The 22017-nt window shown below is 60.9% G+C and carries 14 protein-coding genes and 2 pseudogenes; 3 read left to right on the top strand and 13 right to left on the bottom strand.

From position 1 onward, the window contains the following. Nucleotides 1–153 precede the first annotated feature (153 nt). Nucleotides 154–888 carry a TetR/AcrR family transcriptional regulator gene (locus ACFYUV_RS50975; protein WP_387683302.1) on the bottom strand — a complete coding sequence of 245 codons (735 nt, stop codon included), beginning with the start codon at nucleotides 886–888 and terminating at the stop codon, nucleotides 154–156. Beyond that, nucleotides 881–1738, bottom strand: a complete 858-nt coding sequence (locus tag ACFYUV_RS50970) for an RNA polymerase sigma factor (RefSeq protein WP_387683300.1) — start codon at nucleotides 1736–1738, stop codon at nucleotides 881–883. Before ACFYUV_RS50970 ends, ACFYUV_RS50975 begins: the two co-directional genes overlap by 8 nt. 1034 nt (nucleotides 1739–2772) lie before the next feature. Between ACFYUV_RS50970 and ACFYUV_RS50965 the strand changes: the two are divergent. Continuing rightward, nucleotides 2773–3304 (top strand): annotated as a pseudogene (locus ACFYUV_RS50965) (transposase family protein); the annotation flags it as partial. A 135-nt stretch (nucleotides 3305–3439) separates the two neighbouring features. Here the strand turns inward: ACFYUV_RS50965 and ACFYUV_RS50960 are convergent. The 5 genes from ACFYUV_RS50960 to dndB form a co-directional block, all read right to left on the bottom strand. Continuing rightward, nucleotides 3440–5149, bottom strand: coding sequence for a DUF262 domain-containing protein (locus ACFYUV_RS50960; RefSeq protein WP_387683298.1), 1710 nt, complete (start codon nucleotides 5147–5149; stop codon nucleotides 3440–3442). 174 nt (nucleotides 5150–5323) lie between these two features. Further along, nucleotides 5324–5701: a DNA sulfur modification protein DndE gene (gene dndE, locus ACFYUV_RS50955; RefSeq protein ID WP_387683296.1), complete on the bottom strand. Its 378-nt coding sequence runs from the start codon at nucleotides 5699–5701 to the stop codon at nucleotides 5324–5326. Next, nucleotides 5691–7685 (bottom strand): DNA sulfur modification protein DndD, encoded by a 1995-nt coding sequence (dndD, locus tag ACFYUV_RS50950; protein ID WP_387683295.1) that lies wholly within the window; start codon nucleotides 7683–7685, stop codon nucleotides 5691–5693. Before dndD ends, dndE begins: the two co-directional genes overlap by 11 nt. Further along, complete coding sequence (gene dndC / locus ACFYUV_RS50945) at nucleotides 7672–9195, bottom strand: DNA phosphorothioation system sulfurtransferase DndC (RefSeq protein ID WP_387683293.1); 1524 nt, start codon at nucleotides 9193–9195, stop codon at nucleotides 7672–7674. Before dndC ends, dndD begins: the two co-directional genes overlap by 14 nt. Beyond that, nucleotides 9192–10322 (bottom strand): DNA sulfur modification protein DndB, encoded by a 1131-nt coding sequence (gene dndB, locus ACFYUV_RS50940; protein ID WP_387683291.1) that lies wholly within the window; start codon nucleotides 10320–10322, stop codon nucleotides 9192–9194. The genes dndC and dndB overlap by 4 nt, the downstream gene beginning before the upstream one ends. Nucleotides 10323–10400: 78 nt before the next feature. Between dndB and dndA the strand changes: the two genes are divergently transcribed. Beyond that, the gene (gene dndA, locus ACFYUV_RS50935; RefSeq protein ID WP_387683289.1) at nucleotides 10401–11552 is read left to right on the top strand and encodes a cysteine desulfurase DndA; all 1152 of its coding nucleotides are present in this window, start codon (nucleotides 10401–10403) and stop codon (nucleotides 11550–11552) included. Here dndA and ACFYUV_RS50930 read toward each other — a convergent pair. From ACFYUV_RS50930 to ACFYUV_RS50905, 6 genes are all read right to left on the bottom strand, one after another. Continuing rightward, a complete protein-coding gene (locus ACFYUV_RS50930; protein ID WP_387683287.1) occupies nucleotides 11540–12991 on the bottom strand; it encodes a DNA phosphorothioation-associated putative methyltransferase in 1452 nt (483 codons plus the stop codon). The genes dndA and ACFYUV_RS50930 overlap by 13 nt on opposite strands. A 99-nt stretch (nucleotides 12992–13090) precedes the next feature. After that, on the bottom strand, nucleotides 13091–13579 hold the full coding sequence (locus ACFYUV_RS50925; protein WP_387683286.1) for a DNA phosphorothioation-associated protein 4: 489 nt from the start codon (nucleotides 13577–13579) through the stop codon (nucleotides 13091–13093). Then, on the bottom strand, nucleotides 13579–15648 hold the full coding sequence (locus ACFYUV_RS50920) for an AAA family ATPase (RefSeq protein ID WP_387683284.1): 2070 nt from the start codon (nucleotides 15646–15648) through the stop codon (nucleotides 13579–13581). Before ACFYUV_RS50920 ends, ACFYUV_RS50925 begins: the two co-directional genes overlap by 1 nt. Then, a complete protein-coding gene (locus ACFYUV_RS50915) occupies nucleotides 15648–15836 on the bottom strand; it encodes a hypothetical protein (RefSeq protein WP_387683282.1) in 189 nt (62 codons plus the stop codon). The genes ACFYUV_RS50920 and ACFYUV_RS50915 overlap by 1 nt, the downstream gene beginning before the upstream one ends. Before the next feature lie 12 nt (nucleotides 15837–15848). After that, the gene (locus ACFYUV_RS50910; RefSeq protein ID WP_387683280.1) at nucleotides 15849–17957 is read right to left on the bottom strand and encodes a DEAD/DEAH box helicase family protein; all 2109 of its coding nucleotides are present in this window, start codon (nucleotides 17955–17957) and stop codon (nucleotides 15849–15851) included. A gap of 297 nt (nucleotides 17958–18254) precedes the next feature. Continuing rightward, the gene (locus ACFYUV_RS50905; RefSeq protein WP_387683278.1) at nucleotides 18255–19061 is read right to left on the bottom strand and encodes a hypothetical protein; all 807 of its coding nucleotides are present in this window, start codon (nucleotides 19059–19061) and stop codon (nucleotides 18255–18257) included. Nucleotides 19062–20358: 1297 nt separating this feature from the next. On the opposite strand from ACFYUV_RS50905, the pseudogene ACFYUV_RS50900 reads away from it, so the two are divergent. Then, a pseudogene (locus tag ACFYUV_RS50900) lies at nucleotides 20359–20976 on the top strand (transposase family protein); the annotation flags it as partial. Between the last annotated feature and the right edge of the window lie 1041 nt (nucleotides 20977–22017).

Here is a 22017-nt window from a genome sequence, read left to right as displayed (position 1 = left end):
CCTCCAGTTGTGGTAGATGCTGGACGGCTCCGCAGTCCGGTGCGACGCAAACTGATTGTTACCTGATCTTTTTGGGCGATCACCGCATGCTTAAGGCCCTCTCGAGCAGATGTTTCGGGCGTTCCTGGCGCATGCATGCGGCATAACGAACGCTTAACGGGCTGTACGAGCACCCCCCAGGAAGATGTTAACGACGGTCTCGACTAGCACTTCAGTTGGCGGTGGCTCCTCAGCTTCTAGCCACTCGCGGATGAGTTCGTGGAGCACACCGTGCATTCCTAGGGCATACAGGTACGGATCTCGGGAGCGATCCCCGGGCAAGTTGGTCACAACTTCCTGAAAGACCTCGGCGAAGCGTCTGAGCGCCTGTCGCCGGGCCTCTTCGATGGAACTGGTGCGAGCTGCTCCCACATGCATGATGCGCGCCCGTCGCCAGTCCGCGATGGTGAACTCGATGTATCGCGTTATGCCGTCAACGAACTGATCTTCAGGCGCTGAAGCCTCTTCCATCGCTTTGGTGACCTGGGTAAGGGTGTCGTTCACGACGCGCTCGTACAACGTCTGGAGCAGTTCCTCGCGCCCACCGAAGCACTCGTAGAAGGCCCTGCTTGAGATGCGAGCTTCTGAACACAGTCGTTCGATGGTGGTGGCGCTAAAGCCCGGCTTCGCGAACAGGGTGTACGCAGCGGCGAGGAGCCGCTCACGTCGATCCGCCAGCCGTTGTTCTGCGCTCAGCCCTACATATCGTCCGGCTCGCTGCTCTTGGATGCGCCGGAGCTCGTCAGTCTTCGGCTGGGGTGTGCGCTGTCGAAGCTGACGTGCACCGGGCGCGCCAAGCGAGGACCGCTCGATCAGCTCTTCGAACGGCTCATCAGCCGTGCTATTCACGAGAGATCCCTCCTTCAGAGGCGTGTTGCTGTTCGCTCTTTCTCCACCGATACAGTGCCCCCTCGACTGCCCGGACTGAGGCTTCGCCGAGCAACTCGGCGATTTCCTCTTGGCTGTAGCCGTCGAGGGTGAGGGCGACAATCGCGCGGGTGCGTTCACCGATACGGCGCAGATCATCACGCATGCGGATCCTTCCCAGTGCCTGAGACTCCAAGTCGACGGTGATGCCGGCGTCCGGGGCCAGCATGATGGCCTCCTGGGCGAGTGCTCGGGACCACCTCTTCTGCTGTGCTCGGCGCCTGCGGAACTCGTTGGGGAAGACGAACAGGCACGCTCCCATGAAGTAGGTGGGAAGGCTCGCGCCGCCCTCGGAGCGCCAGCCGCCCTCGACGAGTGCGTGCCGGCGGAATCGCGGGAGGGCAAGCGCGACAGTCATCGTGGCCAGTTCCTCGCGGGCATCTGAGTCGCGGTGCAACTCTTGGAGCTCCGCATCGGTGGGTGTCAGGAAGAGTCTGCGAGTGGCGGTGAGTTTGAAGATGTATCCGGTGTACATCCAGCCACGAAGCACTGACATGCCGTAGCGGGCCAACTCGTTCTCGAACTGTCGATACTTTTCTCCGCTGAAGTCGTACAGAGCCATCTCATCGCGTAACCGCTGGTCGGCCGCGCGACGTTCCAAGTTTTCTCGAAGCTGGCTCGCCTCGGCTGTGTGCGACGCCGAGATCGCCTGCGCCATCTCGGAGCAAGTTGGCGCGTCAAGATCGAAAAGACCTTGTTCAGCAGGTTTTACCGGCTGGGCAAGCGCGCTGACCACAGGCGCCGCGCCCGTGATCTGTTCGCTGTCGCTCACCGTTCCAGCCTTTCTGCTGACGCCGATCTAGATGACTCCCTTGTATGTGGGCGCGCCGCAGGGACCCCACGGAACTTCCCAAGATTTTTTCGTGCGGAGCTTCTGGATGATCCTCGTGGGGTGACCTCCTCGGTGCGACTTAGGAGCCACGGTCGTCGTCATCACCCTCGGGAGGTTTTCGTGGCAGTACCGCCGGGCCCACTGCTGAGTGTCCGTGCCGCCGTCGTCCTGTTGCTGGCGATCGTCGTGGGTTTGCTCGCAGGCATGCTCGCCTCTCTCAGCGGGCAACCCCTACCGACAGCGTTTTTGCTGGGTGGCGGAGCCGCTGGCGGAGCGCTGGCCCTGTTCCACGCAGTCATCGGACGGTAGAGCGACCGTGGCTACGCTGCGGCGCCGGGCTGTAGCCAACTCTCGCCATGGACGATGTAGTACTGGTCCGCGGTGAGGGTGCGGTGGCGAAGGTGGTTGCGTTCTCCTGGCGCCGTACGGTGGGCGCCGTCTGGGCCAGGGCGTTGGAGGCTGCTCTCCAGATCGGGGTTGAGCGCGTGGGCATGGTCCGAGGTCTGTGCCCGCCGACCGAGCCGAAGTTACTGCACGCACTTGGCATGATCAACGGCTGTGTTGCCCCGCGCTGGGCGGCCGGAAGCGGGTTCCGGAATTCCTGGCTGGCCTAGAATGCGGTCTGACCTGGGGAAACGCAATCAAGATCATCCCGCATACGCCCCCTGATCATGGTCTTACGGCTGCATGCGGGCACCGTCGGCTGCCTGGCAAGGTCACAAAACAAAGGACCCGCGGCTGAGAAACCGCAGGTCAGGGGGTGAGATGCCTATATGGATGAGTGCCCCCGGCAGGATTCGAACCTGCGGCACCCGCTTTAGGAGAGCGCGGGTTGTATGGCTGGCTTGTACGCTCTGACCTGCGGAAACAACTTTCCTCTCCTTCTGGGCAGTAAAGATCATCCCGTGCATGTCCCCACGATCGCCACAGCAATCACATGATCCACGGCTCCCCGTCGTAGACGCCGATGATCGCTGCTGTCGGCCCGCTCACCCAAGCTCCGCCAGGCGCTGCGCAAGGCCAAGCGGGACGGGCTGCACTACCTGGTGCTGGACGGCATGCTGATCCCCATCGACCGGATCGCCGCCAACCGGCCCTACTTCTCCGGCAAGCACCGCGTGCACGGGATGAACATGCAGGTGATCGCCGCACCGGACGGGACGATCCTGTGGACCTCCGGCGCGCTACCGGCCAAGGCCCACGATCTGAGCGCGGCCCGCATCTGGGGCATCCTGCGCGCGCTCGAACGTGCGACCATCATCGTCTTGGCGGACAAGGCATATCAGGGTGCCAGAGGCTCGGTCCGCACCCCGTACAAGGGTAAGAACAAGCGAGACTCCCAGAAGCGGACCAATCGCGCCCACGCCCGCCTTCGCCGCCCCGGCGAACGCTCAGCTGAAGAGCTGGAAGACCCTCCGCAAGCTCCGCTGTAGATCCAGCAAGGCCAGCCATCTCTGCAAGGCCATCGCCGTCCTCCAGAATCACCGCGTTGCTCAAGCGTCCTGAGGATGAAAAGAGGTCATTGCCTGCTCGGACACAGCGGCCATGCGGATGATCGGTCAGAAGGATCACCGGTGCCCGGATGGCTCGCTATTTCCGTAGAGGCACCCTGGCGCGCCCTTCGACAATGCGTGGCCCACCTTACCGAGGCCATACCTTTACTGCCAGCTCGGCCAATCGTTCCTGTCGCTCGGCGATGGCTTGTGGGGTCCACTCCTCCAGCTCTCCGATCTCCTTCGTTAGAGCGAATCCGGACTCCCTGAGTGTCGGTCGTTTCACGGAGAAAGGGCGGTTGCCGATCATGCTGTTCTTGGTCTTCTGGAGGAGCACCATGTTTCCCAACAGGTAGGCAGCGGTGTCGATGTCATCGAAAGCCCTCCACTCCTCGGGTCTGGCGTTCCTAGGGAGGACGTGCTCCAGGTTGATTTGGGACTCGTCAGGGTTTGGCACCAGCTCGGGTTCCGGGACACTCGCGCGGCCACATTCAAGAGCGCGAAGGTAGTAACGCGCCGTCTTGTTTCTCTTCACCTGAGCGATCGCGAAGTCCGACCTGAATGCGAGGTCTGAAGGGATCACCTTGTCTAGGGAATCGCGGACTTCTTGCACGGTCGAGATGCGGCCATGCCGGATCTCAACCGCTACTCGGCAGTATTCCTTCTCGACTGATCCTGCGTTCATGGTGTTCAGGATCATGCCGCGCACGGACCAGCTGACCAAGGCGCGCAGCAGCTTGCGCATCTCCTCAGGAGCGAAGTGTTTCAATGCTGCTAGCAGCAGCGGCTTGTTCGGAGACAAGTCGAAGTCGCCTAAAAGGGCAATATCTGCCTGGCCAGCGCTTCCCAGCTGTGTACCCCAGGACTCGTGCCCAGGATTGTCGAGCGCTGCGTAGTGGGTCGCTGCCTCGACAAGATCCTCGCTGAACTTCATCGCTTTTGTCGCATGGCCTACATCATCACGAATGGCCTTGTAGAGGTCTTTTTCTCGGGTGAGCCCGTGGTATGAACTCCAGAAGCTCCGAAGGAACGCAGTGAACTTCCGGTCCGCAGCGGTCAGTTCAAGAGTGCTGAGTGCTTGGATCCAGCGGTGCCGTACCGCATTTAGCTTGCTGCCTGCACGGCCATAGAGGTAGTTCTTCAGCAGGTCGGCAGTGGTGAGATCAGCACCCCTGTTGTTGAGGGTTTCGAAGATGACGTAAGCGTCCGCCTCGGATGCTACCTCGATGACCCCGATACGCGCCCTATGGGTCAGGAATGAGACCCACTTGAGGAGTCGCTCTGTAGCCGCGTTTCCGGCTCCCTCGGCATTTTTCTGCACTTTGTCGGATAGGTACTTATAGGCTTCATAGAGCAGCTTGTGCGATGCGCGCGGAAAATGTGGTTTTCCGCTTTGCAGGGTCGGTTCGAAAGGCTTCCCTGTGACGAATTTGTTAAAATATTCATCATCATCTGGATTTAATTCCAGACGCGGTTCTGGTCCATCGGAAGTCAGTGTCTCTTTGGCAAGATAGTCACGTTGGATGATCAGCTCTTTTTCGCTACCACGTCTGGCGAGCTCATCGCGGATTGCCGCGAGAAGAAGAGAGATAGTGGCCAGGCGCTGCTGGCCATCGATGATGGTTCTCTTGCCTTCATCGCCCTCCTTGGCGAGGACGACGGTACCGAGGAAGTACTCCCCCTTGGAATCGAAGGAGCGTTCCAAGTCCGACCAGAAGTCCGCCACCTGGTCGTCCTGCTGCCATGAATATGACCGCTGATAGACCGGAACTCGCAGTTCGTGCTCTGAGAGAAGCTTGGCGATCCCTGGGAGGCTGAAATTGATCGACGACGCGTCGGCGACCTGAGCTGAGGACATGTGCGGCAGTATAACTACACCGACAGGCGCCCGCAGCGTCGCTGAAGGGGCAGATGGATCTGTATGCGCCCCTTCGGGAGATTCTGCTCTAATTGGCCATCCAGATTGCGAGGATTCGGGCAACCAAAACCAGTGTCAGCGAGCGTGGTACCGCGTAAGGAGGCCCAACGTGAGTCAGGCCACCGCGAGTGAGATGAGGTCGCCGATGCTTTTGAGGTCTTGGCGCCCGGCCAAGTGGCCGATTCCTCGGTGTATGTGGATGGTCAGGGTGTGGGAGACGCTTTCCTCAGTGGGTTCATGGCCGTCGGCTAGGCAGCGTTGTTTTAGAAGCGCCAAATAGATTTCACTATAACCGCCCGCGAAGGTCTTCCAGGACATTTCAACATTGGAGTCAGTGCTGATGTTCCGGACAAGTGGTGGTGTTGGGTCTTGGAGGGATAGTGCGAGCGCCCAGCGGCACAGGATGTTCCAGTGCTTGATGCCGGTGATGCGCTTAAGTCTAATCAGTTGGTCTTTCGCCGGCTGAGAAAGCCGAACACTGTCAAGCGACATGAGTGGTACCCCCTGTCCACCAGTAGCCGGGCTCGACGGAAGTGGTGAAAGCCTTGTCGTCGTGGACCAGCGTGTAGGTGTGCGTGATCGACCGCTTCAGTTTGCTGAGGAGGTGTTCGTCAATCTCTTCGTCTGTGGACAGAAGAAGCACTTGGTGGCTGGCGTGCGGGAAATATCGATCGACCAGGTGCTCACGATGGCGGCTGTCGAGACGGCCAAGTGGGGTGTCGATCACAGTGGGAAGGCGGTTGCCCGCTACCTTCGCCAAGCCCCACAGGAGAGAAACGGCCAGAAGCTGGCGCTCCCCTGCACTGAGACGCGACGGGTCAAGCGCTTGGTCGTCAGGTCCGACCAAGGTAAGGGTGAACTTCTCGGTGTCAATACGCAGGTCGCGTATGAGGGCAGTCTTGCGCATGAGGTGCTGGAAGCTCTGGAGGACCGCCACCTCAAGCTTGCTGATATGCCGCTGCAGGAGCGCGGTGCCGAATTTCTCCATAGTCGCCCGGACCTTGTCGGCGTACCCCACAATGCGCTCTGCGTCCTCCGCCTGCGCCAGTTTCGTAGCGCGTCCCTTGTAGGCGCGCTCACGGTCAAGCACGAGCTGATCGCGACGCCGGCGGGCGGCCTCCAACTCTCCCTTAAGTTTGTCTAGCCCGAACCCAAGTCGCGCCACTACGTCTCTTTGAGCGTCCCGCTCTACAAGTAGCGCGGCGATTGCGTCGTGGTGGGGTACGCCGGCAAGTTGACGCTCGAGAACGTTGAGACGCTCCTGGTGGAGTTCGGCTTGCTTAATGAATTCATGCGCTCGTATACCCTCCTGCCGGAGGTTCTCTTCGATTGACATGAGCTGCGGTAGCGACTCAGCTGGAAAGTTGAGCACTTGGCGGATCTCGATAGCGATTGATGCACGTCGTTCCCGGTCAGCAGCGAGGTGCTTTTCGGCAACGAAGAGACTATCTGCGGGCACGGACTTCTTCAGCAGCGCCAGCAGTTCTCGATCCCGCTCGCTCAGTACGTTGATAACCTGTGCTGTCTCTGCGGCGCGCCGTTCCTTCTCCACCTGGTCACGGACGGCTGACAGCTGGGGGGCCAGCAACAAGAGTGGGAGAGGACCAGCGGCGAGGGTGTTGGCCAGCGTCTCATTGATGCTCTTGAGCTGAGAAGCAACTTGGGACCGTTCAGTCTCCAGCTCTACCCGTCGAGCGTAGAGGTCACCGCCTTCTTTGGCGAAGGCCTGGTCGATGGTCGCGAGGCGTCGCTGAGCCGCTTCAAGTGCAGATGTCTCCGACGCCACGCGCTGGGCGAGCTCGTCACATATTCCCTCTGACTGTCTAATCTGGTCCTCAACCTGGTGGATCTTCTCCAGTGCCTCTTGATCTTCCTTGGAGATCTTCTGGCGCCGCTGGACGGCGAGCAGATCGTTGCGCAACCGTTCGACTGAGTTGAGCCCGAGCAGTGATTGTACGGCGGAGGCGATCACTGAAGCCGCTCGGTCGGGATTGGCAAGCGATTCAATTTTCTCTCCATCGAAGAAGAAGAGCGAGGATGCCTCGAGCGGCAGAATCTCCTCTACGTGGTCAGCCCATTGCTCGCTGACGACGAGATCGAGTTCGCCGTTGATGAGCACATTGAGGAACTCGCGGACAGACTTGCCCTTGACCTCCCAAGACCGGACGACCTTGTAGTGACGTTCTTGTCCTTGGACCGTGGTGGAGAACTCGACGATCACTCTGGCGTATTTGGGGCTGGCCTGGCGGTTGACGCTGTCGCGGAGGTAGTCATCGTAGGAACGATTGCCACGGCCGCTCGTGCGAGCGCGTGCGCCGTACAGCGCCAGTTGGATGGCGTCCAGCAGTGTCGTCTTGCCGCAGCCATTGAGGCCACCGATCAGGATGATCGGACGACCGGGGCGGGTGGTCAGGTCGAGGGACTGCATGTCTTTGTAGGCGCCAAAGTTCTCAAGGGTGACGTTAAGCAGGAGCATTGGTGGGTTCTTCGTCGAAGAGTGGCAGTTCCGGCGCGATCTTTGCCTGTTGGAGCCGCAGCGCGCTCTGTTCGGCGTCTTCCTTGTTCTCGTAGTAGCCGCGACGGATCGTCTTCTCCAACTCTTCGAACAATCCCGCGCGACGGGTCTGCGTCCGGAACCTGCGCTCCACGGCCAGCAACTCGCGAGCAGTGGTGTAATGCAGCTCGTCATCTCCACAGATCTCGCGGAGCAACTCCATCTCGTCTCCGGCAAGGGTGAGGTGCTCGTCCAGGGGACCGCCCGGGAAAGTCTCCCCGGTCTCCTCTTCATAGATCTTTGGTAGGAGGTCCTCTACCTCATGCTTCTCGAACACCCAGATCCGGCGGATCTCGTGAAGCTCATCCACGGTGATCAGCTCGATGCCGCGAACGCTGTCGGGGCCGTTCTGCCGGACCCAGGTTTGGGCGTTGAGAAGTTCCCGCAGCCAATTCGCGCGTGACTCCTGGGTGTAGGGGCCGTGGACGATTTGGTCGTTGAACAGCTGGATGGAGCCGTTCATCTTCCGCCAGTCCCGCAAGTGCTTGTCGTTGCGGCGGCCTGCTTCGTCGCGGACGTCGAGCTTGTTACGCAGTTCGAGGAGCGGCTGCATCCACTCCTTCTCCTCGTCGTTCTGGATCATCGCCGCCATGGACTTGTCCTGGTCTACAAGTGTGCAGGTCCAGCATCCGAACCGACTGTCACCACACGATGGGGTGGTGTTGTCTACGACCAGAGGACACTCGCCGTCACTGGACGCCCCCTGGTACATGGTCAGCAGATCCTTATTGTTGTGTCCCCAAGGATTGGGGCGCTGCATGAGGAACGTCCAAACCTCATCGTTGGTCCACTCCTCGATTGGGCTGTAGACCAGGGAGTTGGGCAGGTTGCCGTTTGGGGAGAGCCGGTCGCGAACTCGGTTTTTCTCATGCCGGGTCATGACTCGCGCTCGAGCCTGGCTCTCGGCCTTGCGGATGCCGAGCACGAGGATCGTCTCGCCATGCTCACGAACGACGTTGCGAATGAACGTGTTGGACGGCCGGATCTTCAACCGCTCGGTGCACCAGCGAAACTTGGGGCGGGGGGCGGGATAGCCCTTACCGATCAGGCCCACCCAGAAGGTGTCCTTGACCTCGGGGGTGAGGCGATGGGGCTCAATAGGAAGAAGCTGCCTCTTGGCTGCTATCTCCATGGTGAGCAGAGACTGTGTGACCCAGCTAGCGACGATCGGGTTCTCTACCAGAGTGTCGGTGGAGATGACATGGACTGGCTTGGTCCGCTTGTCTTCCGGCAACTCCTGCAACGCGAGCCAGACCAGCTGAAGGACAGCTGTCGAGTCCTTGCCGCCGCTGTAACCGACAACCCAGGGGACCTCATCGGCCAGGTACAGCTCTTGGATCTCCTCGGTCAGCTCTTTGACGACGGCGGCGAGACCCCCGCGGTCCTTGAATGGGGTGGCCCGACGTGCCGGCGTGCCCAGGGGGACGGTCATCGCTCTCCTCGCAGGTGTGTCGCTTCGACGTTGGCTTCTTCGGGGCCGAGTTCCATGCCCAGCTTCTGGCGTAGGTAATTGACCGTCAGCACGACATTGGAGTGGTTCTTCGAGACACGGCCGCCGACGATGGCTCGACCTTCCCAATCGTGGTTTGATCTTGTCCAATCTATCTTGGCCAGGGGCTCTAGCCGGGGTTTCCACGAATCCGGTTCGGTGGATTTGAGCATCAAAGTGTTCCCCAGACGGCCAAGGGCGTGCAGGGCGATCCCGTGACTGTGCAGGTACTGACGTCGGACATCCGCTGCCGTCATCTTGCGTGTCCGGACGAGCTCCCACTCTGGGATCAGGGAGTCGACCGCCGCCCAGTATTCGTCCGCCAGCTTGGCCACCTCGTGGACATTGCTCAGCGCAAGCCCCTGCGTGAGTGCACTGGTTGCGTAGTAGAGAGCGCTGAGCGTGAAGAGCTTGCGGGACCGGGCGGACAGTGTGCTGCTCTCCATCTCCACGAAGTTGCGGAAGATGGGCGATTTCAGGGCCAGTAGTCTCGCAACGTTGGCGCGTTCGTCGCGGTGATCGTACAGTACTCCGATAGATCGGGCGGGACGTACCGCGTGCCGATTGAGGTCGGCGAACATCTGCTGGCTGCGAGCCAGGCCCGCATCGTGAAAGAAGACCACCGCGATGGTCTCCTCACCTAGCTCCGGATTCTCAGCGAGCGCTGCCTCGATCGCCGCTCGCCGGTGCTGTCCGTCGTTGATGAGAAAACGGGCGACCATCGGGATGTGAAGCTGCCCTATCCTCATGCCAGGCCCCTCGCTGGCGATCCCGGTGAAGCGCATCTCGCCGTCCACCGACGCCGTCAGCGCTGAGAACACGTAGTCGGAGGGGTTGTCCACGATGTACGAGGCGAGGGCGGGGATGCGCGCCTTGTTGAGCACACGCTGCGCCCGCACCTCGGGCGCTAGCTCGTCCTCGTCGAACAGGAAGATCTTCGGGATGAGCCGCAGCGGACACATCGAGACATAGAACTCGCGCTGTGCCTGGATGCCCCGAATCGCCGGGAAGACGTACTCGAAGCCCGCTGTTGTTCCAGTCGTCAGCGGCGATGACAAGAGTGACCCCACTGGGTTGACGGTACCGCAATTACGTTTAGGTTTTAACGTACTCACGTGAGAGTCGGCAACCAGAGGGGCGCAGCGAACATGACCGCATACCTGGACTCGGCGGCGACCACGCGGGTCGACCAGCGTGTCGCCGAAGTGGTCTACCACTGGATGACGACAGAGTTCGGCAATGCTGGGAGCCGCACGCATGACTGGGGGACCAGGGCCAAGAGAGCCGTCCAGCAAGCTCGGGAACAGCTCGCGGGGCAGCTGGCCGCCGGACCGTCAGAGTTGATCTTCACCTCGGGTGCGACAGAGAGCAACAACATCGCACTGCTGGGTCTGGCTCCATACGGGGAGAGCCAAGGCCGCCGTCACATCATCAGCTCAACGATCGAGCACAAGGCCGTCCTTGAACCCCTGGAACACCTAGCCTCCCGCGGGTTCGAGGTCGATTTGATCTCGCCCGGGCCGTCCGGACGGGTAAGCGTGGAAGCCGTGCGTGAGCGTCTGCGTGACGACACGTTGCTGGTCTCTCTCATGCACGTCAACAACGAAACCGGTGTAATCCAGCCCGTCGTAGAGCTGGCGGAGCAACTGCGTGAGACGCGTACCTACCTGCACGTGGATGCTGCCCAAGGGTTCGGCAAGCTGACCGCGGAACTCAGAGCGCCGATCGACATGATCAGTGTGAGCGGCCACAAGATCGGAGCTCCCAAGGGCGTCGGCACGTTGCTCATCCGGCGGCGTGGCCGTGACACCGTTCCGCTGACGCCTCTCATGTATGGCGGTGGGCAGGAACGCAAGCTTCGGCCGGGGACGCTGCCTGTTCCGCTCATCGTCGGTCTCGCCAAGGCGTCCGAGATCTTCGAGAAGGAGCGCGTGCGGTGGTGGGACCAGGCTGCAGCATTCCGCGCGCGCCTGGTGGATGCTCTCGGCAAGACCAAGGTCCGTTTCAACGGTGATCAGGAGCACGTGGTACCGCATATCCTCAACCTCTCCTTTGAGGGAGTGGATGCCGAGGCCCTGATCGTTCAGCTCAAGGAGCTTGTGGCTGTCGCTACAGGGTCGGCCTGCACGAGCGCGTCCTACACCCCTAGCCATGTCCTACGCGGTATGGGGCTGCCGGACGATATCGCCGCCAACGGCCTGCGGCTGTCGTGGTTCCCCGATCAAGTGAACGACCTGGACGTAGATGAGCTGGTAAGCGAGATCGCCGAGTTCCAGGCCGGCGCGTCCTATTTCGCTTGATTGGTGTCCTTGCGGCGCACCAGTCGGTGTCCTCGAAGTTCCCTTCCGCAGCGGCCGAGTTCAGCCTCCCAACCGTTCTCTGTCCCGATGAGATGTGGGTTTCGATAGAGCCCGGCCTGCACCTCGGCCTGCGTCAACCGGCGGTACTTGAGGGCGTCCGGGTCATCAGGGGCCAGGAATTCGTGCTTGCGGTGAAGCAGCGGGCGGTTCGCAGACTCTCCGTAGGACTTGAACGAGGTCTTGAGTGTGGTGAGATCCACCATGTATGACGAGTGCAGCTTGGGATGCGGGTCGGTGTCGAACGCTGGATAGTGCAGCCAGCTCACCCCGCGTCCCTGGTGGCGTAGCTTGACTAGTGACCAGGACGGCGGCCGCCCGGCGGCTATCGAGGCACAGTGCTCGTAGAGGCGCAGCACCGTCGGCATCTGGTCCATGGCGCGTCTATGCACGTAAAGCGCTGTGGGTGTTAGCTTTCCGACCTTCGATGCCTGCATCGCTGCTCTGACGTAGGTGTCGTCCCGAAGCTTGAACAGCAGGCGGTCGGCCCGCATACAGGCTTCTTTGTAGGAGGAGAAGAAGGTCCTGACATCCAGTTGCAGGGACATGGGCAGGCTGCTGTAGGGACCACGTCCGTTGAACAGCTCGACCGCGAGGAATAGCAGCGTGGACAGGGTTGCTGTCTTACCGCCGGCTTCGACCCTTTCGGGGTTGGCCGACTGTTTCACGATGCGCTGCAGCTCCTGCGGCTGCAGATGGGCGAGGAGCTTGGCCATCTCCGTTGGCATCTCTTCCAACCTCGGTAGGCGACCCCGTCGCTCGGTGTAGTCCACCACGGCAGCAATCGCCGAACCGGTGTCGTCGGAGGCAAGCCAGCCAGCATGTGGAGCGATCTTAAAAGCCAGGTAGCGAAGACGCGCGTCGTCGTTCTTGAAGGCGTAGACGATGCCGGGCGCTGCGGAGATGCAGCGGACGCCAGTTGTCTCTTCGACGTAGGATCGGAGCTCTGCAGGGCTGAAGAGGTGTTGGAACGTTCCTCGACTTGTCAGGACACCGTCCTCGTACTGTTGGCCGCGAACTCTTGATCGGTCCCAGGTTAGCCGGGTCGTGACCACAAGCAAGCGTTCTGTGAGTATCCAAGCGCGTTGTAGCGCTTCGCGTCGCTCCTCGGTGTCCTCGATAACGTTGAGAACGTAGGTCAGCAGCACAACATCCGCTGGTGCGGGATTCTTGTCAGGCGCGTAGAAGGGATCCCATCCATGAGCTTGAAATCCCATATCACGCAGGCCGCGGACGTCGTCACCTCGTCCACTGCCGTAGTCCAAAACTCTGGCATCGGCGTTGACCTCGCCATCAACAACGGCTTGCCGCGCTGCTACCGACAGCGTGGCACGGCCAATTGCGGTGAGACGGCGATCGCTCTCCCAGCGCAATCCGGACATGGAAGCTCCCGTTGGTTCCATCGTCGGAGCCTGTACTCATACCGCGATTAGCGGGCCTCGCTCAGTCGATCCCGGGCGAGGCCGCTGCGAAGCGGTCGATCAGGATTCGAACTCCGGTGTCCCGAAGCCAGCGAGCCGCGGACCGAGGATGTCTTGCACCATGCTTTCGGTGTGTGTCATACCTCGTCGGCAAAGGCTCAGGATAACGTCCATCGGGCGAACGTGCGCGCCGCTGTTGAGCTCACCCTGGATGATGGCGAGCCCACCGTTGGCGTACTCCTCGAACACCTTGATTCGCTCTGGGAGGCGGTCATCGGCCATGATCCCTGCATCCTTCTCGTGGGCCAGGACGCCCATCGAGTCGATTGTGGCAGAGACAGTCGCGGAATTGTTGAACAATCCATAGCGGATCGCCTCGCCCGCCTTATCGAAAGAGTCCCGTCGGCCTCGCGACCAGCCGAGCGCTGCGGCGAAAACGAGAACCTGCCAGTAATTGGGGAATGGGCCGCCTTCCTTGGTAGTCAGTCGACCGATCAAATCTTCGTGCTCCAGGGGCCGCCGGACGCGGATATCGGCGTTGAGAACCATCAGCTCCGAACCTCCGTGATCTCAGCGCCGGTTCGGTTGGAACCGACGACTTGGTAGGGGTAGGTGTTGCCGTTCAGCGTTAGCGTCTCAGTCGCGCTGCTCACATCCGTCTTGGTGGTATGTGCGGTGATCACGTACTGCTTGCCGAGCCGGGGCCGAAGTTCCTGCTCGACGATCTCGCCGGCCTGAGCCTTGCTGGTGAGGATCACCACTTGGGAAGCAAGCTTAGGCAGGAAGTCGGCGACGGCCTTGCGGTAGTCATCGTCGAGATTGCCGAAGACCGCATCCATCACAACCGGGAAGTCGCCGCCGATACCCTGTATGAAGGTACGGCCACCGCTTTGCGACTCCCGTGCCTCACCGATGAGCGAACCAACGAAGGCGAGCGACAGCAGCATATTCTCGCCGGTGGACTTGGGCGCCGCGACTCGTACGCTGCCGCTCAGATCCCACAGCTCCAGATCGAAATCAGGAGCGAGCTCCGGCTCGTAGTTCTTGAGTGACACCAGGCGGTAGAGATCCCGGATACGGGCGTCGAGCCGACGTCGAACTCCCTGAGAGAGGATCTCCAGGATCTGGGTAAGCGCCCTACCAGCCTCCTCGATTGCCATGATCCGGTTTTTGATCCGGCGGCTGCGGGCGTCCTTGACCTCGAGGCCTTTAATCTGTTTCTTCAAGTCTTCCTTGACATCGGATAGCCTCTGGATCTCGGCGTTGGCAGCACCAATGACCGCGACTTTCTCGTCCCGGGCAGACTTGGCCGCCTCCAATTTCTCTTCGGTTTCGACGACTTCTTCGGAGGGAAGACGCTTAAGCTTGATTCCGATCTCGCCGATGCCGTGCTCCAGACGACGCTCCTCCTCCTGCGCTTCGGCGATCCGTCCGTCGAAGCCCCGCAGCGCGTCGTACATCTGCACGCGCTGCTCCTCGATGCTCTCCACAGTGCCCCGAAGCTGGTTCCATGCAGCCTCGACTTCAGCGAGCCCAGCGCGGGCACGCCAACTTTCTAGAGCAGCGCGGTGGGGACTGCCCTCGCCCAAGGGCGTCCCGCAGATGCACTCCCCGCGCTCGATAAGCTCGTCGATGAAAGCCCGCTTGAGGGGTGCCGGCAGCTCTCCGCGTTCCCGCAGTTCCTCACATGCGGCCAAGACCTTGCCCGGCAGGGTGGGGAGGAAAGCGAGAAAACCGCTGGTTCCTACCAGCTTGGCGCGCTCCTCTTCCTGCTCCTGCCGTGCCGTCTGGACGCGCTTCAGCTGATCTTCCAGCCGGTACCGGTTATGCTGAAGCTCCTTTGCTTCGGTGAGCTGTGTCATTCGCAGGTTGAGCAACTTGATCTCGGCGTCGAAGTGCTTCTGCTCCTTCTCGGCGGCGGTGCGGCGCCGCTGCTGTTCCTGGATCATGCGCTCGGTGTCCTCCAGCTGCCGGAGGAGATCATCCAACTTGTGCTGAGATGCATCCTCAGCCTTCATACCCCGGCGTAGCTTCTCGGCGACCTTGGGCAGATGCATGATCGCACGTTCCATGGCTTCTAACCCAAGAAGTGTCTTAACCGCCTCCCGCACGTCATCGCCACCCTCGTGCTTCACCAGCGCCTCGATACGCTCACCGTTTACGAAGAAAAAGCGACTTAGGCGCTGGGGCATTATCTGGTCGAGATGCCCGCTCGGGTTGAGCACTGGTTCGAGATTGCCGCCGCTCTCGCGACGCCATAACTGCAGCTCGGGCCTCGGCCGGGGCTGGAACGGGCCGTGCTTAGGTGTGTAGACAGATCGCTTAACGATGTAGACGTGGTTGCCGTGCTCGAACTCGATGGTCACCGAGGCGGTCAGGGGTGTGCCCTCGGGTGCATTGTTCCAGACGGTGGTGTTGATCAGCTGGTCCTGATTCTCGACGTCGCTGCTCAGTACGCCGTAGAGAGCCCAGGTGAAGGCGTTCAGGAGTGTCGTTTTGCCGCCGCCGTTGGTGCCCCAAAGAACGGTGACGTTGGTGTCCGGGGCCTGTGCAAAGCTGATCTTCTGAGTCCCCTGGTAGGGGCGAAAGTTCTCCAGCTCGACCGAGATGAATTTCATTACGCGATACCCTCGACCTTCTTGGCCATTTCATCCCGGACTGTGTTTCTGGCTAGTGCCTCGGACTTGTGAAGATTCTCCCGCTCCAGGGCGATAACCATCCTGATGACCTCGTACGCATTAGCGCTGGTGCCGCTAAGGATTTCCTGGATCTGCTCGATTTCTTCCTGGTCCAACTTGTCGGTCACGGAAGGTTCTCCCTAAACATCCATCAGCTCGTAGTACTCGCGCAGGCTCCGCAACATACTCAAGGCCTCTCCATAGTTCTCCGAGTGTTTGGCGAACTCGATGAAGCGTTGCATCTCCCGCCGGAACAGATTCCTCTCCGTTTCAAAAAGTTCCTGGTTCTGTGGGGGTACTGCGATGAAGTCGATAACCTCGGCCTCCTTTTTTCCCGGAGCCCGACGCAGGATTCTCCCACGACGCTGGATGAACTGGCGGGGATTGCTGCTGCTGGCCAGCATGTAGGCGATCCGGGCGTCCGGAAGGTCGACGCCCTCGTCCAGACAGCGCATGGAAACCAGCGCTTCAAGGTGGCCGGATCCGAACGATTCGAGGATCTCACGTCGCTCCTGTTTGGACTCCAGCGAGGTGTAGGAATGCACACGCAGGCCGAGCCGGTTGCCGAGGAGATCAAGTGCCTGATCTACCTGGCGTTCGCCGCCCACCGGATTGTCCTCCCGCGGGCGAACGCCCTCAGCGCAATAGACTAGTTGGAACGGAAGTTCGCGCCGTTTGCCAATCTCCTCCCGCAGTGCGGCGATTTTCCCTTCAGCATGTCCAAGCACTTTGGCTCGCTTGTTAAGCAGTTGGCCGAGCCTCGCCTCAGCATCGTCGCGAGCCTTTCCCTTACCTCCTTTGACCTGACCGTAGAGCGCGCCGATCTTGCTAGTGAGGACGGTGTAGTATGCCGCCTCTTCGTCGGTAAGGGGTACGGGCACTGGACGGTATTGGTACGGCGTGAGCGCGCCCAGCTTGATCGCGTCTTTGAGCCCAAGGCTTATCAGAGTCTCCCCGAAGTAGTCTCGGAGCGCCTCAGTCCCCTCATCGTCGAACCAGCGCTCCGGTGTGGCTGAGAGGGCCAGCCGCCATGACGCGTTGTCCGGCAGACGGGAACGGTTGTGCTCTGCCCCCAGATGGTGGACTTCGTCCGCAATGATCAGCAACGCGTCCCTCGATGACGAAAGAACTTCCTGGAATGCCGCCGAACCGAAGGTCTTGTTGGTGACGATTAGAGTTAGTGCCCGTCCTGGTCGCAGACCCGCGATCGCGTTGTTCACCTGAGCCCGCCACGTTGCTACCGAGTCCCGACACTTGATTGGAACAACCCCGAATCGGTTGAGCTCCTGTGCCCACTGCTCGACTAGATCGAGCAGTGGAACCACGATCACGGTGGTGAGGGAGCTGTTACGCGCTCGCAACTGCCGGCCGATCTGGTCGAGCGCTGCAAGTGCGGTGATGGTCTTGCCTGTGCCGGTTGCCATCTCGAAGATGCCGCGTGCCCCTGCTTGGAGCCACTTTGTTATGGCCTCCTTTTGGTAGTCACGCAGCTTGACTCCTTCGGGAGTGCTGGCCCAGCCGTACCTGTTGGCTTCTTCCCTATGACGCTCACGTGCTCCCCGGAAGGAGATGTCCGGAGTGGTTTTGGCACCCCGGGCGGCCAGTTCTCTCAGGTGCTCTTCAGCTTCCTTTGGAAACGTCAATACCTCTAGGCGTTCGGTCCTACCCTCCCAGAGTGCCGTGAAGTTCTCATCGATCCGGCGGACACGACGTGCGTCACTCGGCGTCCACGAGGCAAAGACCTCGATAGACTCGAAGTTGTCCTCCATTGCAGCGCGCGTCTCGTTTAGCGAGCCGGTGAAGGCAACCATGTTTCCTTCATCGTCTGCGACGACACCGATCTTCTCGTGGTAGATGCCAAGCCCGTTGGTGTCCGCCACAACCGCAATCTTGATTTCGAGCATGCCTTCAGCGATTAATTTGCCGAGCATCCCCAGCTTCTCGGACACCCACGCATTCAGCCTTTCGGGATCGATTTCCCTGGCCACAGCCCGGGCGATGATCGCGCGATACTCATAGCCTCGGCGGATATCTTCGATATCGTCGGGCGAGAGCAGCGGGCTGACGACCAAACGGATTTTGCCGTCGTTAGCCTGCAACCCCTCGATGCCGCGGGCCACAACTGCGAGGGATGAGCTGGTGAAGTAGCCGACGGCGCGGTCATACCGCACAGCCTTCGCCAGGACCGGAACGTAGAAGTCGTGGGCGACATCATTGGTGCTGCTTCTATACGAGTCCTGGATCGGCACGTTGGACAGGCTCATCTCCTGGCCCCGTTGATCAATAGGGGGAACTCGCTGGCGTAGGGGACTGGGGTCAATTCATGCGCTTCGGCCGAGTCCGGGCGGAACGTGCGCTGGTCGCATATCCGCCGGATGCCTACGAAGCGAGAGCATTTGGGGATGATTTTAAGGTGCGTTCCGTTGGCGTACTGTTCGGCAACGGGGCTATACACGGGTGCGCTCCATTTCTAATGGGATTCAGAAGAGGTCAACCGGCCTGTCGGAGGGCAGGAGGGTGACGAGTCCTCCTGCCCTCAACCTCGGTTAGCCGCTGTTCGACTCGCCCCGCAGAATCTGGAGAAGGTCGTCGATCTTGGAATCAGCCATGTCGGGGCGAGAGAAGCCCTCGGCGCGGGTCGGGATGTCGTCCACGTCTTCGAGGTTCTCAATGCCGATCTCGGGGTTGCCGGTTGCTGCTGCCAACTTGTCTCTGTCGTTGGCCTCCACTTCAACCAGACGGAAGATCACCGGCGAACGCCCACCGTTGCTTTCACCTCTAGATATCTGGACGTCTGGCATGGACTCGAGCGCCTTGTCCATCACCCAGGAGGCATGGTTGCGTCCGACGCTGTTCCATAGCGCAGACTTGGTCAGCGGGCCGTGCTGCTCCAGTGCCTGACGGATCTTGTTCGCCAGGGACTGTTCTGGCTTCTGGGCGACGTTCTCGGTGTGGTAGCGGTGAGTCACCCACATGGGTAGCCGTCCACGTTCGTTGACGGATATACCGTTCTGTTGCGCCCAGGCACGGATCACGGCCGCTGGCACGTCATTAGAGCGGCTGGTGGAGAGAGGCTCATCATCTACCTCGTCTGCGGAGTCGCTTGGCAGATCGCCGTCTTCTGCTTCCGCGTCATCCGACACCGAGGCCTGATCATCCACCAGTGAGAGGAGGACCGCTGCGACCGTGTCCCGTTGAGGGGCCTGGAAGAAGCTGGGCGTCGCGCTCCTTCCGTGGTGCCGGCTCAGGAGCTCATCGGCCCATTGCGTTACATGGACGTTCCGTTCAAGGACGGACATCTGAGTGAGCCGCCGAAGCCGCTCCGACGGCAAGGTCTCGACTTTGTCAGTCATGGACCCTTCCCTGGCTCATATGTGGTTGTCAAGGCGTAACGGGTTGGGCCCGAAAGCCCGTCGGAGAAACAGGCACGGACGGATACGAGGTGCGCTTCCGCCGGTGGGCGCAGCGCGGGCGTGGCTAGGAGGGCCAGCCGTGGTGTGGCTGGACCTACTGAAGCCGGTATCGGCGTCGACAGTCCTGTGGACGTCTATGTGCCGATGCGGTAGATCGCAACGGCGATCGCCGTTGCGATACACGCTATCTACAACGCAACTTGCGCTTCCGTGCTTAGCGTGACCTACGGCGAGAGCAAGACACCAACTGCTCGCCATCTCCCTGAGGAGCAGTTGCGGGACGGACACAATGAGCCAGACGATGGCACCATCGGAGACCAGCAGTCTCTCCAGAAACCTCTGCCATCCGGGCAGCGACACGTGGGAATGCCGGCGACCGTACCGAGAGCTGGGAGGATTCGTCGATCGGCGACTTCGTGTCCTACCATGAGGTGAGTCGACGAGCTGAACATCAGGTTGTTCTTGGAGTCGCAAGTCGGCTAGTGAGCGGCGCCTTCCTGGTGGGCAACTTGGCGGGCGCCGCTCACTGTCTGATTTGAGACCTGGTGGGGCATGTGGTTCCAAACATCCTCCTACGTGCGCGAATTAGCTGTTTGCTGCACTGAGATACGCATGCTAGTGCACCCGTTTTGTAGTGCCCGGTTCCCCCAAATAGCCAGGCGATGGGCGAATCATACACCTCTCTTGGTAGGCGATATGACAGCCAAACCGCGATGCTGACGACATGAGCACCAATAAGGACATGAGCCTCGAAGCTCTCCAATGATGAGACCACGTTCAAGATTTCAGCGCAACAGTTCCGACGGAGGAAGCTCCCTTAGGGGTTCGCGGGGCGAACGGGGGATGCCCGTCCGTTTTGTAAGACGGAGGGCTGCCCGCCCATCAGATATGGCAACTCTCAGTAATAAGGTGTCTGGCCTTTGATTACTCTAAGTAACAACAATCAAGAAAGAAGGTGCAACTGGGGCTGATTGCTCCGCTTTTGCTGGCTTTGATACCACGAAGGATAAGCTCTTTTGGGTTGCCTCAGGCGTGCTTCACGTCTGCCGAGCGGTCGGGCATATCATTTCTAATGCCGTTCTGTCAACTCTTGAAGACTGTCGGCGTCCCGGTCAATCCATCACCCATGGCTACCCAGATTCGATCAAAGCTGTTGCGAATCATGCACGTATCTGGTAAGGAGACTAGCGTGCCCCGCACGGAAGTAAATTAGGTGGGCGCTCACCGCAGCAGGCCAGCAGAATCGCTGTCCATCGGCACCACCACGGCCTGGCGCTACGTCCGGGAAGGGCGTCGACCTCCTGGCTGCACTGGCCGACGGCGTGCACGCCGTCGTGGCGCGAGCGTCGCGGCTGGCCTTATGCCATCTTGGACGGCAGCCTCATCCCGATGGATCGTCTGGCCGACGAACGGCCGGACTACAGCGGGAAACACAAGCAGCACGGGTGAACGTGCAGCTGCTGGCCGATCCGGGTGGGATGGCTGGTTGTGGGCCTCGCCCGCGCTGCCGGGCGCCGTTCATTGACGTGACCGCCGCTCGGACGATCGGCCTGATCGACGCCTTGACCGGTGCCGGCGTGAAGATCTTTGCGGACAAGGGCTATCAAAAGGCGCGGGCGGCACGATCCGGACGCCGGTCAAGCGGCATCGCCACCGTCCGTGGCTGTCACGTGCACAACGGGACGTCAACCGCTCACATGCCCGCATCCGCGCCATTGGCGAGCGCGCCGTCGTGACTTTGAAGGCATGGAAGATTGCTCATCAAGCTGCGCTGCTGCCCGCATCACGCGACCGCGCTCGTGCAGGCGCCATCCTCGTCCTCCAGCTCGTCAAGGACGGCCGATACTCAGGATGAAAAGGCTTCACAGTAGGGACCGAAGCGGGCGATCCGTTACGACGTCCACTCGGACACTTCATTACCAGTCAACGGCAGGAGCATGGTCGAGGGCTTGTGCGCCTGGTCGGGAGGGTGCTGCCGTACGAGGCGACCCGGTGCTGTATGCCGACGTTGCTGTACTTGTGCGCTGTACACCAGGAAACAGCAGCCCTCGTGACCAGTGGCAACCCGACCCGGACCGCAGGGCCGCCAGGCCCGAGGACCGGAAGCGGGGCGGCAGCGATTTTCGACACCCGCATAGGAGTATGGGTTCTGGCGGCGCCGGAAAACTGTCTGACTAGCACAGACGCCTGTACGTAGGTGCGCATCGCGAGAGATCATCCCGCAGATATCCCGCATCGATACGGCGGGTCACCTGGTCATCCTGTGGCAAGCAGACCCGGAGCGCAGGGCCGCCAGGCCGGAGCATTGGAAGCCGCGCGGCAGAACAGGTGAAGCGCCTGACGCATCCACATCGGTCTGGGGCCGCTTGAGGTGAGACGCGGGTCTCCGTTGCTGAGGTTCACGGTGGCCAGCCGATGTTGCCGTCATTGCCGCAGGTCGCTCAGCAACCGGAGATGACTACTGCACTACCGCCTGCAGAGCGAGCAAGACCGCAACTGCAGTAGGGATGGCGGCGACCAACCCACCCCCCGCCGCGTGTACCAGGAAGGCCGAGAGTGCAGTCAGGGACAAGATCACAACCCACCGTAGCGACAGACTGTCGGGTTCCGAAGAGGGATCGGGGGACCTACGCTTTGCCATGTGGCGCTCTCCTGTATTGGCTTGTACTTGGGGACGTCGCGTGTGGAGGCTTCGGCTGCGTCCGAGACCTCGCGCCTTGTGCGGCTCTTGCACCATCATGCGTCACCCTCACTCCTCGGGATGGCGTCGGAAAACGGCGTCTTGACCCGCCAAGAAGTGGGGGTTGCGTCCACGGGAGTGGTGTACGAGTTTGACCTGGTCACAAGCGTGGCGGCCGTGAAACAGAGACGGCCATCGCGTGATCCTTCGAGTGCG

The organism is Nonomuraea sp. NPDC003560 (genome assembly GCF_042878785.1).
Taxonomy (GTDB): Bacteria; Actinomycetota; Actinomycetes; order Streptosporangiales; family Streptosporangiaceae; genus Nonomuraea.
This window is presented reverse-complemented; position numbering and strand designations above follow the sequence as displayed.

Bases quoted from the DNA above. Each gene is read 5' to 3' on its own strand.
- dndD (WP_387683295.1), bottom strand. From the start codon at position 7,685: ATGCTCCTGCTTAACGTCACCCTTGAGAACTTTGGCGCCTACAAAGAC.
- ACFYUV_RS50925 (WP_387683286.1), bottom strand. From the start codon at position 13,579: ATGGTTCTCAACGCCGATATCCGCGTCCGGCGGCCCCTGGAGCACGAA.
- dndC (WP_387683293.1), bottom strand. From the start codon at position 9,195: ATGACCGTCCCCCTGGGCACGCCGGCACGTCGGGCCACCCCATTCAAG.
- ACFYUV_RS50930 (WP_387683287.1), bottom strand. From the start codon at position 12,991: ATGTCCGGATTGCGCTGGGAGAGCGATCGCCGTCTCACCGCAATTGGC.
- ACFYUV_RS50905 (WP_387683278.1), bottom strand. From the start codon at position 19,061: ATGACTGACAAAGTCGAGACCTTGCCGTCGGAGCGGCTTCGGCGGCTC.
- dndA (WP_387683289.1), top strand. From the start codon at position 10,401: ATGACCGCATACCTGGACTCGGCGGCGACCACGCGGGTCGACCAGCGT.
- dndE (WP_387683296.1), bottom strand. From the start codon at position 5,701: ATGTCGCTTGACAGTGTTCGGCTTTCTCAGCCGGCGAAAGACCAACTG.
- ACFYUV_RS50920 (WP_387683284.1), bottom strand. From the start codon at position 15,648: ATGAAATTCATCTCGGTCGAGCTGGAGAACTTTCGCCCCTACCAGGGG.
- ACFYUV_RS50960 (WP_387683298.1), bottom strand. From the start codon at position 5,149: ATGTCCTCAGCTCAGGTCGCCGACGCGTCGTCGATCAATTTCAGCCTC.